Here is an 11864-nt window from a genome sequence, read left to right as displayed (position 1 = left end):
TCAGCCCCCCAGCGTGACGCTGTAGCCGTTGCAGTACGCGGCCTGGGCTCGGGTCGGGGCGATGTCCTGCCAGCCGATCAGCTCGACCCGAGCAACACCGGCGACATGCAGTTGGGCATCAATGGCTGAGCGGGCTACCTCGATACCCAGCCGACGCCGCGGGTTGGTCCAGGCCGCCAACTTGCGCAGGGCCTCGGCCAGGGCCGCATCGCTTTCCGGGCCCGGGCCCTTCATGTGCAACACCGCTTCGATGCGATACGGCAAAACCTGGGCACTTTGCACGGTGACGCGATCCCCCAGCGGGCGCACGTTCTCGTCATTGAGGGCCGCTGCCACCTTGGCCAACAGCTCGGGAGCCGCGCGGCCGTCACCTTCCAGACTCAACACCGTGACCGTGACACAGGCCGGCGACGGGCTTTCGGCTTCGGCATCGGCCACCAGGGCCGAGGCGTTGCGGGCATGCAGGATGTAGCTGTTGCGCGGGCCTGCCGTGGTCAGCCCCTCATAGGCCAGTTGGATGCGTTCGCGCAAAGCGTCGTCCACCTCCTTGACCTCAGCCACCGGCGGCACCGCCAGAGGATCACCCGCCTGGATCACCAGACGCTGCAGTTTGACGTTGGCCGCCAGGTGATCGAGGTCCGGGCCCTTGGCATGGGCCAACAACAACGCCTTGGCCGCGTCATTGATCCGGGCGCGCAGCTGCAAATCCCCGTAGGCCGACAGTTCCAGCTGCTTGGTGACCGGGTCGCTTTCCAAGTCAGCGGTCCAGTTCTCCCCCATGTACTGACGAAACATCGCCAGCTTGCCCTGGTACAACGCCTCAAAGTCCAGGGGCTCCAGCACCGGAGGCGCCGGCAGGGCCGACAAGTCCAGGATGCTCATGCCGTCACCTCCAATACCGCGTTATCCCCCAGGTACAGGCCCGTCAGCTGAAAGCTGATCTGGCCACCCACGACGGCCACCACCTGCACCCGTTCCAGCTTCAACCGCGGCTCCCAGCGCAACAGCGCCCGAGCCACCTCAGCCTGGACGGCGCTCTTCCAACCGCCAGTGACGGGCAGGTCGACATAGCGGCGCAGGTCGCTGCCGTACTCCGGGCGCATCCGGCGACTGCCCAGGGGCGTGCTCAAGATGTCCTCGATGGACTGCCGTACATGCTCGATGCCCGACAGCGGCTGGCCCGTTCGGCGATCCATTCCGATCATCGCGTCACTCCTGCGGCTGTAGGTCCGAATGCTTGCGCAGGTACTCCAGCGCCACACTGTCGCCGGCGTCGGCCGTTACCTGGCCCTGCTTCACAGTCAGGGGCCGACCATCCGGCAAAATCAGCACGCGGGAGGTGTAGAGGGTGTCGCGGAACACCGAAGCGTCAGGTGCTGCCGGCTCCCCGCCGGGTTGCTCGGCGGGTTTCTTGGTCGTGGTCATATTTGCTCCAGGCGAAAAAAGGCCCGCGATAGCGGGCTGGTGGTCATTGAGGCACGGCGGTTTTCCCACTTCCGGGCGTTACGTCGGCATGGGTATGGGTCGAGCCGATGTTGACCCCGTTGTGCTTCAGGCTCGCGCCGTTGATTTGTACTTCACCGGTCAAGGTGATTTGCCCGGTCAGGCTGATGGTGCTGGCCTGGCCGGTGAGCGCGCTATCAGTGATCACCGCCGAGCTGCCGCCGACCTGAATGGTCACCGTACCGCTGGGCAGGCTGATGCTGTAGCTCTTGGCCTGCCAGTCGTAGACCAGCGAGCCACCGTCGTCGAAGCGCCAGACTTCGACATGCTCGCGGTTATCCGGCTGAGGGCCGGCATTGCCGTACAGGCCAGCAATGAAAGTGCCCTGAGCCGGCTCGCCGCTGGGGCTGATCAAGGCCCCCTGCTCGCCCAGGCTGGGCGCCCGCCAGTGTCGAGCCTTACCAGCGGCCTGGCTGTGCCAGCGCACCCAGGCGCTGGTCCAACCGGCACCGTCGGAAACCCGCACCATGGCGGCGGCCAGGTCCACCCCGACAACGCTGCAAGGGATGATCAGTCCCGCGATCATGCGGTCATGAGCCGCGGAAACGTAGCTCATGGTTCGACCTCAACACGCACACTCGGTGCATCTTCACCCAGGCGCGGCTCAAGAAAAGCCGCGGGTTGGTCCGGCCAGGGCCATTCCTCCTGGCCAATGTAAATGCCCTGGGTCCACTCCACGGCCCAGACTGCGAGGGTGTCCAGTTCAGGGCGGGTCCAATCCCGGCCCGCCCGCACAAACTCTGCCTGCTCGACCGCTGCCACCCCCCAAGTCTGCATGCGCAACAGCACTGCGAGCTGGGACGCACCAAACGCGGCCTGCTGCTCACAATCAGGCTGTTCGGCCCCCACAATCACCCGGGCTTCAAAGCGAGTCTGCAACGCCACTTCACCCGTAAGCGGGTCGTGTCCAGGCTCAAACTCCACCAGTTCCACGACAACCGCCGGTAACGCCACGCTTTCAAGCATATGCGGCATGGTGCCCACATACTCCAGACCGGGAATCGCCTCCCGGATGCGCTGCTCAATAGCGCTATACAGCTGATCAAGGCTGAAGGATTCATCAGACACGGTTAGTCCCTCGCAGATACTTCTGCAGCTCAAAGTTCAGTTCCTGCTCAAGGATCACAAGCAAGCGCTCATCCGCCCGCCGGACCCATTCTTCAAAGCTCGGGCGCACGTCATCGAGCGACACCTTGGCTTTCGCCAACGGAAAACGGTTGTCCTGCTCTGACACCCACCCCGAACCCGAGCTGCTGCTCGACAGATCGCTTTCGGGGTAGTCCTTCGCGTTGAAGTGCTTGCTGCTGGTACGAATCCAGATGTCGGCCTTGCCGCCATAGACACGCTTGAAGAACGCGCCTTGATAGCGCCGGCCCGCGACCGACACACCAGTACGGTTCTGGCGGGCCCGACCAATCCGACTCGACTCAATCGGGTTGATGCCGAACCACAGCCGCCCCTGCCCGTTGCTGTTGACCGAGTACGCCCGCAGACGCTGGCGAACTGCACCGACAACAATCCGTTCCTTGGCGCTGACAGCTCGAGCAATGTGGGTACGCAACCAGCCCAGGGTCTTGTTGATGGCCCGACGTTGGGCAGCTGCAGCGGCCTTGGGCACCAGGGCGGCAAAGTCCTGGAACGCCTGCAAATCGGCTGCCGAGGGCTGCAAGGTGATCATCCCGTCTTGGGAGGTCAACTTGGCGTAGCTACCGACGCTCATGGTCTAGCCCTCAACACCAGTGCCACCCAGCCTGCCTGGGCCGGGTCGACGCGCACCAGGTCATAGTTGCCGCCGCCATCCTGAGCCGGCAGGTCAATCGAGACCTGCCGACCCGGGGTGATACCCGCCGCATCGCTGACACGGATCTCAAAGCGCGGCTCTCGCATCCCTGTGTTGATCTGCCCCAGCTTCGGCCGTAGCCAGGGCGCGGCAAGAAAGCCGGGCACCGGCTGTGCAATACCCTCGATCACGGCTTCATCACCTAGAGCGTCCAGCAGCCGTGCATCCATCAATGACATGCGGTCGCGAAAGGACATGATCAGTCGTCCCCGGCCTGCTCGGCGTCCAGCTTCCCGCGCTTGGTGATCTTGCCGTCTTCCAGCAACAGATCCCGAACCTCGGTGTTGGGCGGGTCGTAGACTTCGCCCTTCTTGACGATCTTGTTACCGTCCTGAATGCAGCCGTCCAGCACCACGTATTCAACTTTCGCGGCCATGTCACACCACCTTTGCGTAGATGAAGGCATTCGGTTCCAGTAGGCCAGCCAGCGGCGCGCTCTGGAGTTTCAGCCAACGCTGGCTTGGCTCCTCGGTCACCCAGCTTTTTGGGAAACGCGCAGCTTCGACCAGACCACTTTCGATGGCATTGAGGTCCTGAATCGCGCCGTACAGCATCGCGTTTCGGGTGCCAGTAGACCCCAGGATCAACCCGCCAGCAGGGATCAGCGGCACCTCATTGCTTGCGTCGTCCAGATACCATTCGTTGTAGACGTACAGGTCGACACCCGGATCATTCAGATAACCCAGGTAGGTGACACCATCGGGCAACAGCTCAGGCCTGATGATGCCCATGTCCACCCGGCGATTGTTGAGCTGCTTAAGAACAGTGTCGTTGCGTTGGAAAGCGTCCTGCGCTTCGGCACTCAACACCGCCACACCTGCGGTGCGCCCGGAGTCCTTGGCCACCAGGCGGTGCCACTGGCGCAGGTTGGCAATTGGGTCCGAATCCGAAGTGTTCCAGCGCCCTTGCCCGAGCGTGATCTTGTGGCTGTCCTCCATCTGAAAATCGATGGTGTCATCCACCCCTTCACCAATGACGCGGACCTTGCCGGTGGTCAGCGCCTGCGCGCACATCCACTCCTCGCGGCGAACAATCTGCTCGTCAAGATCCAGAATGTCCCGCCCCAGTTGCTCGCCCGCACGCTGCAACGGAGTGCGGGTAGAGAATGGGCTCTCACCGGCAGCACGCTTGAGAATCAGCTCGGCATTGGTTGCCAGCTTGGGCTGGATGTAAGGCGGCTCGTAGGTGTTCGATACAAAGCCCTTGCGGGAAGCCACGCTACCCGGAAGCGAAGGATGAACAAACGGCGCCATCTTCCGCTGGCCCTTGACGATATCGATGGTCACCGTCTTGGTGCCAAAGGTCTGCGGGACCGAACCATTGAAAAAGGTGTTCATCAGAAAGCGGCGCGGCGGCGTCATCTGCTCGACCGCTTCCAGCATGGTCAGGGTGTCGAAAATATCAGTCATGGTGGCTCCGATCAGCGAATGAAAATGCACAGATGCCGCAGGGCGGCCTTGGCTTCGGCCAGGGACAAGCCCTCGCCCAGGGTGAGCTGCTTGCCCAGCACCTGACCCGTCAGGCGAACAGGCGCGCCCTTGGCGCCCTCGGTGGTGTCGACGTCCTGGTCGAGAATGGCCACCGGGGCTTTCGAACCGTCCTCGGCCGCGGCCTTGCACAGCACGTACTCCTTGGAAGCCGTTACCTGCCCCAGCACAGCGCCGGCGAGCAGCTTCTGGCCGACAGCAATGACCCCGGTATCGACAACAACGGGGAAATCGCCCGCCGTGATCTGGCGGGGGGTGTAGGTGTCACGTTTAGGGTTAGTCATGGAATCTCCTAACGGCGCGAGGCGCCAACAACGATTGCGCTAACGGCCGCCTTACGCTCGACCTCTTTGCTGTCGCCGGCCGGGGTGGTGCCGGTCACGCCCTGGGCATCGCTCTTGATGCCCTGGAGCGAAATACCCCGGTCCTGGGCCGCCTTGAACAGCACCAGGGCGGTGGCCTCGACCGAACTGCCGTTATCGATGGCGGCTTCGATCTCCTGTTCGAAACCCTTACTGGCCAGGGCATTGATACCTTTGATGCGCTCGCGCTCGACCGTCGCGGCCTCGGTGCGAATCGCGCCCAGGTCAGGCTGGGAGGCCTGGGCAATTTCGATGGTGGCGGGGTCGGTGCCGGCTGCCAGAGCGGTGCGCAGCTCAGCCGTAGTCGTGACAGTGGTCATGGTGTGTATCCTTGGGTTGGTGGTGATGGCCGGCTTGGCCAGTTCGGTTATCAATGCTTCCAGCGAGCCCACGCGGTGGGCCAGGCCGTGCTTGACGGCATCGGCACCGACGCGCAACCCGCCGTGATCGCCCATCTCGGGGACCTTCTCAGCGGCAACGCCCAGGTTGCGGGCGACCTTGCCCACAAACACCTCGCCCAAGGCGTCGATGGTTTCGCCGATCTTGGCCCGACCCTCTTCGGTGGCCAGATCCGGGCGCTTGTTCGGAGCGTTGCGGCTGACAATCTGGTATCGCTTGCGCCCGGTGGCGTTCTCCCCCTCCACCACGGCCTCGACCACGACACCGATGCTGCCGGCAAGGCTGGCCTCATCGATCACGATTTCGCTGGCGGCCGAGGCGATCCAGTAGCCCGCACTGGCGCCTGTACCGCCTATGTACGAGACAATCCGCTTACGGTCCCGGCCGGCGTAGATCAGCTCGGCCAGCTCGTTGATGCCCGATGCCACGCCACCAGGGCTGTCGATATTCAGGACAATGGCCTTGACCTTGGGGTCATCCAGCGCCTGCTGAATGTCCGTGGCCAGCACCTGGGTACTGGTCGCCCCGCTGATCTCGGTAAAGAGATTGGCGTAGCGAAAGATCGGCCCCACCACTGGCACCACGGCCACGCCGTTGCGCATCGTGACGCGCCGGGTGTTGTCCAGCCGCTCGGCGCGTTTGGCTTCCAGGGCCATTGGGTCGCCCAGCCGGTCGGAGATGGCCAGCAGGTTATCCAGGGCAGCAGGCAGCATCAGCCAGGGCTGCGACGCAGCCAGCTCAAATGCTCGCGACATGGTTATTCCTCTTTGGGTTCGGGTTCAGGCGGGTTTTCCAACCCGCCCTTGGGCAGCGCCTGCAGGTTGTGTTTGCGCCGCTGCTCAACCTCGCGCACGCGCTGGCGGAACACCTGCTGCCAGGGCTCGCCGGTCATGGCCGCGGTCTCCAGCGTTTCGTTGCTGACACCGATATCGATGCGCTTGCCGGCGGCGTTGGCCTCCTTCAGCTCGTCGATGGCGCCACGGGCCGGGCCGATCCACAGCGCCTGGCAATACGCCTTGCGCTTGGCTGGGTCGCTGTAGCCAGGCAGGTCGATCAGCCCTCGGGCCACCGCTTCATCGATCACCAGTTCACGGCTGGGCTGGCAGAAGTCACAGGCCAGCCACCAGCGCCGCAGGCTGTAGAAGCGCCACGCCTGCAGCATCGCAGCCCGGGCGGCGCTGTAGCTGCTGCTGTAGTGCAACAGCAACTCCTCCAGGGGCAGCTCGAGGGCGGCGCCGATCTCCTTCACCACGGCCGAGAAGAACGGATCGAACTGAGCGTTCGGCCGTCCTGGGTTGGCCACCACCGGTTCTTCACCCACACCGAGATCCACCACGGCGCCTTCGCCCAGACTCAACTCACCGTCCGAGGTGTTGTCGCCCTCGGGCTTCTCATCGGACAAGGCCGTCATTGGCAGATTGCTCGTTTGGAAGTCAGAGCTTTTCTTGATGAACACGGTGAACATTGCCGAGATCACCGCCGCCATCAGCTCGGCGCTGCTGTAGCGCTCCAACTTCTGCAACGGCTCCAGCACCGGGGCCAGGTAGGGCATGCCGCGCTTCTGGCCCGGCCGCTCCTTATCCGCCAGGACATGCAGCACCCTGCGGCGTCCGGTGGCAGCACCAAAGGCTGTCAGCCGCTCCCAGGACAGGGGACGCCCGGCCAAGTATTCGCCGGGATAGCCGGTGCAGACGTGGTAAGCGACCGGGGCACCCAGGTCGTCAAACTCGACGCCATCGACCAGGTTGACCCGGTCCAATCCACTGTTTGGGTTGCTCACCCGGTCGGACTCGATCAGTTGCAGTCGAGTACTGAACACGCAACCGGCCCGCTCTTGGTCCGGGCTGGCCACCAACACATCTCCCGCCACCAACGACGACACCAGCACCAGGGCCTGGAGCTGGTAGTGGTTCAAGGTGGCCTCGGCATCACATTCGCGAGGGTCATCGGCGTACAGTGACCAGATCCGGTCCAGCTTGCCGTTGAGCGCGTCGCCCTGCTCCTCCGTCAAGCCCAGGGCTTCGTGGTCGACCTGGGCCCGACACACCAGGCCGGTGCCCACCACGTTGGTGCGCAGCCGGGTGATGGCCGCCCGGGCGATCAGGTGATTGCGCATCGCATCGCGGGAGCGCGCAACCAGCATGCGCCGCTCGCCCTGGTTGAAGTCACGGCGAGGGCTGCCCAGGCCGGGTATCCAGCTGGCCATGCTGCGTAGCACCCGCGAGGCGCCACGCCAACGGGTTTCAACGCCACCGCCGCCGCCCTGGGCGACAACTTGCCCGCCGTCAACCGAGGCCCGGGCCACCTTGATGGCCTCGCGCATCAGTTGCTCGGCCGGTGCCTCTCGGCTACGGAATGGCCACATGATCAAATCCCCATGTAGGAAACGCGATTACGACCACGTCCCTGGAGCGCGGCCTGCTCGGCGGCGACATCGGAGGCGTACTGTTTTTCCAGCAGCCGCAAGCTATTGAGTTCGGCCAGCTGGATCTCACGATCAGCCCGGCGCAGGCGCTGGCCTGTTTTCAGGACGGCCGAGATCGCCGCCCTGACTTCCGCCAGGCGTTGTTGTGCATCAGTCATGTTGAACCTCAGTGGTTAGCCGACGCGGCTCCGGGTGCCCCTGCCACGACTTGCTGCGCGACGTGGAACCGGGGCTACCGCCTGCTCGGTGGTAAAGAGGGTGGGCTGGAGCAGTTGCTGCTCCAGTTGGTCCCATTCGTTGTCGCGCAGCAGGTGCGTTTTGAGGCTGCGAGCCGCGTGCAGTGCGTACACCTCACAGTCCAGCGCCTCGTTGCGCCGGCCGGCCTTCTTCTGCCAGACCATCTTGCTGGGCTGGCGGGGATGCGGGGCCAGCACTTCGTTGGTGACCTGCTCGTAATAGTCCGCGCGGATCTCGCTGTACCAGTGCATCCTGCCGGGCCCGCTGCCGGTGAGGCGCATCCGGCCATCGATCAGCGTCTTGGCTTTGTGCGTGCCGACGATGTACACCCGCAGCCCGTACTTGGCGGCCTTGGTGTTGTCCTGGGTGGTGTCTGCGGACTGCGCCGGCTTGGTGAATATCTCCCGGTCCCGGCTGTCGATGGACGCGCCCTTGATCGCCATGATGTTGAACCGCTGCCGGTCCCGCACGTAGGTGTACACCGCGTCACTGGTGTTGCCGTCCGAGCTGTCCAGGCTCACCGCCGACACCGCAATCTGGGCGCCACCATCCACCGGAATCGGCGTAGCAATGATCTTGTCCAGTTCGGACCAGACAGGGTCGTGGGGGTCGATGGGGTTGCCGGGCAGCTCGCCCCAGTACAACCGCCACGACTCCTCACCCCTGCCCCAGCCGATAATCAGCAGCGCCAGACGGTCACCTTGGACGTCCACCCCAACCGTCACCAGCAGCACGCCCTTGGGTGCGGTCAGCTCGGCATAAGGCTCGGCGCGTTTCTCCAGGTCGTCGGTCTTGGGCGCGTTGCTCTTGTACTCGTAGCTTTCACCCATCGAACTGTTGGTGAAGGCGATCATCGGGCCAATGTTGCCGTTCGAGGCGGCATGCTCGGCTTGCAGCTTCTTCTCCATCAGCACTTCGAAGCGTGAGCCGTGGAACGTGGCATACAGCTCGTTGATGATGTAGCCGGCAATCCCGCGAAATTCGGCGGTCGCTTCCCAGCGGCCGCGCTTGAGGTTCGCGTTCTTCTGGTGATCATCCCAGATGGCGCTGCAATGCGGGCAAACATAGAACGCCGTTTCAGGACGACGCTTGCCGTAGACCTCATGGAAATAGTGCGGGTCTTCATCGCAGTGCAGGTGTTCGAAGCTCAGCGCGTGGGCCTGCCCGCATTCGTGACACGGCACCAGGCCAATACGCTTGTCCGACAGCTCCAGCTCAGCATCGATTGCCGACAGCCCCTTGATGGTCGGGGTGCCGCCGATAATGATCTTGGAGCGGCGGAAGGTCTTCAAACGCTCCTTGGCCAGCTTGATGCTGTCCCCCTGCCCCCTCAAGTTGAGGTTGCAGTCGTCGGGCTCCTCCACCGCCACCCGAGGCACCGGCGTCGACTTCACGCTGGCCGGGCTGTTGGACCCGACCATTTTCAGGAAGCCGCCAGGAAAGCGCTTGAAGTCCTGGCGCTGTTGCAACTTGCGGCTGCGCAGGTCGACCTTCTTGCGCAGCCGTGGGGTTGCCTCGATCATCGGTTCCAGCTTCTCGGCCACGTACTGCTTGGCGGCCTCGGCCTTCGGAAACAGGATCAGGATCGGCGAGGGGTCCAGGTCGATCCACTTGCCGATGGCATTACCCATCACCCCCGAGGTCCAGGCCACCTGGGCCGACTTGCGACCGACGATCTCGACCACGTTCGGATCGTCCAGGGCTTCAAGGGGTCCGCCTGGCCAGATCAGGTGGGGCGTCTTGTCAAAGCGGTACTTACCCGGGGTCGCGGACTCCTCCGGCGCCAGCCAGCGGAACCGGTCGGCCCACTCGATAACGCTCATGCGTGGCGGCGGGGCCCACTTGCGACAGGCCCGGCGCATGCCCTCAATCGCCGTCCTCTTCAGTGCCTTCCGTGTCGTCTGGCTGGTCAAGATCCCCATCGAGATCGCCATCGTCCTCATAGGCGGACAACCTCCTCAGTATCAGTTCGATGGGCTCACGAACCAGTTGATCGTCCACCTCGACGCCGTAGCGAGCGGACAAGGTGGCCGCCAGTTCATCAGGAAAGGTATTGAGCAGTTCGATCTTGGCGGCGGTGATCACCGCTTCGAAGCGTTGGACGATCTCGGCTTCTATCACGACCTCGCCCAGGTCCTTGGCCAGCGCCAGCTCCTCGCGGTCGCCGCGTATCCTGTCGAGCCGGTCACGGGTGGATTCCTTCTTGCCGTTCAAGGCCGCTTGGCGCATCAGCCACTCGATCACCGCCTGGGTGTCGTACTGGTTCTCGTTGCCGCGCCCTACCCCGAACTCGATAACCGGCATACCTTCGTTCTGCCACCGGCTCAGGGTGCGTTCATCACGACCGACGATCTCGCCGAGTTCCAGTTTGCTGACTGTCTTGCCCATTACTAAGTCCTTGAAAAGACGGACATCCCTGTACAAATCTCAGCTGCAGGGAAACCGCGAGTCCGAGTACCCGTGTAGGGGGCGGCCCCCGGGGAGGACCCGGAAATCGGCCCCCACCCCCGGCCTGCCCGGCGGGTCGGGCAGCCCCTGCTGGTCAGGCTGCCCCGCTGCCGGGCGGCTGGTCCGAGACACCGATCCGGCGTGCCGCCCAGCGCTCGTACAAGCCAATGGCGACATCGGCACCGGCCATCGCCGTCAGGCAACCGAAGGCGCCCGCCGTCCAGACCGAGACCCCGGCACCGATCAGCAGCATCATCGCTGCCATGCCGCAGACAATGCAGGCACCAGAGCGCAGCGCCAGGCGCCGAAGCAGCACCCAACCCCGGGCGCCATCCTTGTCTGCCCGCCACATTTCGCCGGATACACCTCCGACCAGGGCCAGGACGATTACCAACCAGATCGGCATTTCTGCCAGCGCTTGCTGCTCGTTTGTCATAACGGGTCTCAAATGAGGGAGCGCGGCGAACGCCGGAAAAAGAAAACCCCGCCAGGGTGACGGGGTTTTCAGTGTCCTGGCCAAAGCCAGGGCGAGGTGCACAGCACGTGCTCGGGTGAAGCGCCTAGGCGCAGATTCCAGATGTTGGGGACTTTTTACCTACGAATTACGGAACCGAAAAGGGCCGATTTTCGGTAGATCCACTCGGCGCTAGGTTGACGCCGACTTGACGCCAACTTGAGGCAATCCACCCCGACGAACGGTCACGCGACGCCGGGCCAAGAGGCGCGCCTTAAGCTCCCGCTGGAGGCGTCCGTGGAGCGAATGCACCCGGTCGTAATAGGTTTGCGTGGCTCCCTCGGAGATCTCCAGCAACTGCATCTGCTCCCGAACTGTTGGTGTCGGCGTCGTGAAGTACCGGAGCTCGGCCAGGCGGTACATCGCCATGCCAGTGGCACTGGATCGCTCAATCGTCGCCAGCGCCGCATCCACTTCATGAGCCAGTGGGTCGAGCCCTGCTCCGTTCAATGGCTCCCGCGTTCCAGGAACGCCACGCGGCGCGCCGCCCTTCCACTGCATGATGGTGCCCATTTGGCTGGCCAACCCGCCACCCAGGCCGAGCCGGCGTTGCTGCTCGCCCCAATACTCCAACAGCTCCTCGATTTCCCCAATCATTGCCCCATCCCCCTGGAAACCATACCCGACACAAAAAACACCGAACCCAACA

At 63.8% G+C, this 11864-nt stretch carries 17 protein-coding genes; all 17 read right to left on the bottom strand.

Annotated elements, in window-relative coordinates; translation table 11 throughout:
* Nucleotides 1-882, bottom strand: coding sequence for a baseplate assembly protein (locus BLV47_RS31220; RefSeq protein WP_092320382.1), 882 nt, complete (start codon nt 880-882; stop codon nt 1-3).
* Nucleotides 879-1205 (bottom strand): GPW/gp25 family protein, encoded by a 327-nt coding sequence (locus tag BLV47_RS31215; protein ID WP_092320381.1) that lies wholly within the window; start codon nt 1203-1205, stop codon nt 879-881. The genes BLV47_RS31220 and BLV47_RS31215 overlap by 4 nt, the downstream gene beginning before the upstream one ends.
* A gap of 4 nt (nt 1206-1209) precedes the next feature.
* Complete coding sequence (locus BLV47_RS31210) at nt 1210-1425, bottom strand: hypothetical protein (RefSeq protein ID WP_092320380.1); 216 nt, start codon at nt 1423-1425, stop codon at nt 1210-1212.
* Between the two features lie 43 nt (nt 1426-1468).
* The gene (locus BLV47_RS31205; protein ID WP_092320379.1) at nt 1469-2059 is read right to left on the bottom strand and encodes a phage baseplate assembly protein V; all 591 of its coding nucleotides are present in this window, start codon (nt 2057-2059) and stop codon (nt 1469-1471) included.
* A complete protein-coding gene (locus BLV47_RS31200; protein ID WP_244168981.1) occupies nt 2056-2571 on the bottom strand; it encodes a hypothetical protein in 516 nt (171 codons plus the stop codon). Before BLV47_RS31200 ends, BLV47_RS31205 begins: the two co-directional genes overlap by 4 nt.
* On the bottom strand, nt 2564-3223 hold the full coding sequence (locus BLV47_RS31195; RefSeq protein WP_092320378.1) for a hypothetical protein: 660 nt from the start codon (nt 3221-3223) through the stop codon (nt 2564-2566). Before BLV47_RS31195 ends, BLV47_RS31200 begins: the two co-directional genes overlap by 8 nt.
* On the bottom strand, nt 3220-3540 hold the full coding sequence (locus BLV47_RS31190; RefSeq protein WP_092320377.1) for a head-tail joining protein: 321 nt from the start codon (nt 3538-3540) through the stop codon (nt 3220-3222). Before BLV47_RS31190 ends, BLV47_RS31195 begins: the two co-directional genes overlap by 4 nt.
* Before the next feature lie 2 nt (nt 3541-3542).
* A complete protein-coding gene (locus BLV47_RS36300) occupies nt 3543-3719 on the bottom strand; it encodes a hypothetical protein (protein WP_167365725.1) in 177 nt (58 codons plus the stop codon).
* A gap of 1 nt (nt 3720) precedes the next feature.
* Nucleotides 3721-4752 (bottom strand): major capsid protein, encoded by a 1032-nt coding sequence (locus tag BLV47_RS31185; protein ID WP_092320376.1) that lies wholly within the window; start codon nt 4750-4752, stop codon nt 3721-3723.
* A gap of 11 nt (nt 4753-4763) precedes the next feature.
* The gene (locus BLV47_RS31180) at nt 4764-5114 is read right to left on the bottom strand and encodes a head decoration protein (protein WP_092320375.1); all 351 of its coding nucleotides are present in this window, start codon (nt 5112-5114) and stop codon (nt 4764-4766) included.
* 8 nt (nt 5115-5122) lie between these two features.
* A complete protein-coding gene (locus BLV47_RS31175; protein ID WP_092320374.1) occupies nt 5123-6346 on the bottom strand; it encodes a S49 family peptidase in 1224 nt (407 codons plus the stop codon).
* 2 nt (nt 6347-6348) lie between these two features.
* Nucleotides 6349-7956: a phage portal protein gene (locus tag BLV47_RS31170; RefSeq protein ID WP_092320373.1), complete on the bottom strand. Its 1608-nt coding sequence runs from the start codon at nt 7954-7956 to the stop codon at nt 6349-6351.
* A gap of 2 nt (nt 7957-7958) precedes the next feature.
* Nucleotides 7959-8174, bottom strand: coding sequence for a hypothetical protein (locus BLV47_RS31165; RefSeq protein ID WP_092320372.1), 216 nt, complete (start codon nt 8172-8174; stop codon nt 7959-7961).
* Between the two features lie 15 nt (nt 8175-8189).
* Nucleotides 8190-10076 carry a phage terminase large subunit family protein gene (locus BLV47_RS31160; RefSeq protein ID WP_208605320.1) on the bottom strand — a complete coding sequence of 629 codons (1887 nt, stop codon included), beginning with the start codon at nt 10074-10076 and terminating at the stop codon, nt 8190-8192.
* Between the two features lie 43 nt (nt 10077-10119).
* Nucleotides 10120-10641, bottom strand: coding sequence for a terminase small subunit (locus tag BLV47_RS31155; protein WP_092320370.1), 522 nt, complete (start codon nt 10639-10641; stop codon nt 10120-10122).
* A gap of 154 nt (nt 10642-10795) precedes the next feature.
* Nucleotides 10796-11137: a phage holin family protein gene (locus BLV47_RS31150; protein ID WP_092320369.1), complete on the bottom strand. Its 342-nt coding sequence runs from the start codon at nt 11135-11137 to the stop codon at nt 10796-10798.
* Between the two features lie 210 nt (nt 11138-11347).
* Nucleotides 11348-11812: a hypothetical protein gene (locus BLV47_RS31145; protein ID WP_092320368.1), complete on the bottom strand. Its 465-nt coding sequence runs from the start codon at nt 11810-11812 to the stop codon at nt 11348-11350.
* Nucleotides 11813-11864: the final 52 nt, after the last annotated feature.

Origin of the sequence: Pseudomonas saponiphila (assembly GCF_900105185.1) — a bacterium.
GTDB classification, from domain to species: domain Bacteria; phylum Pseudomonadota; class Gammaproteobacteria; order Pseudomonadales; family Pseudomonadaceae; genus Aquipseudomonas; species Aquipseudomonas saponiphila.
The sequence above is the reverse complement of the archived record's forward strand: the minus strand, read 5'-3'. Positions and strand labels throughout refer to the sequence as shown.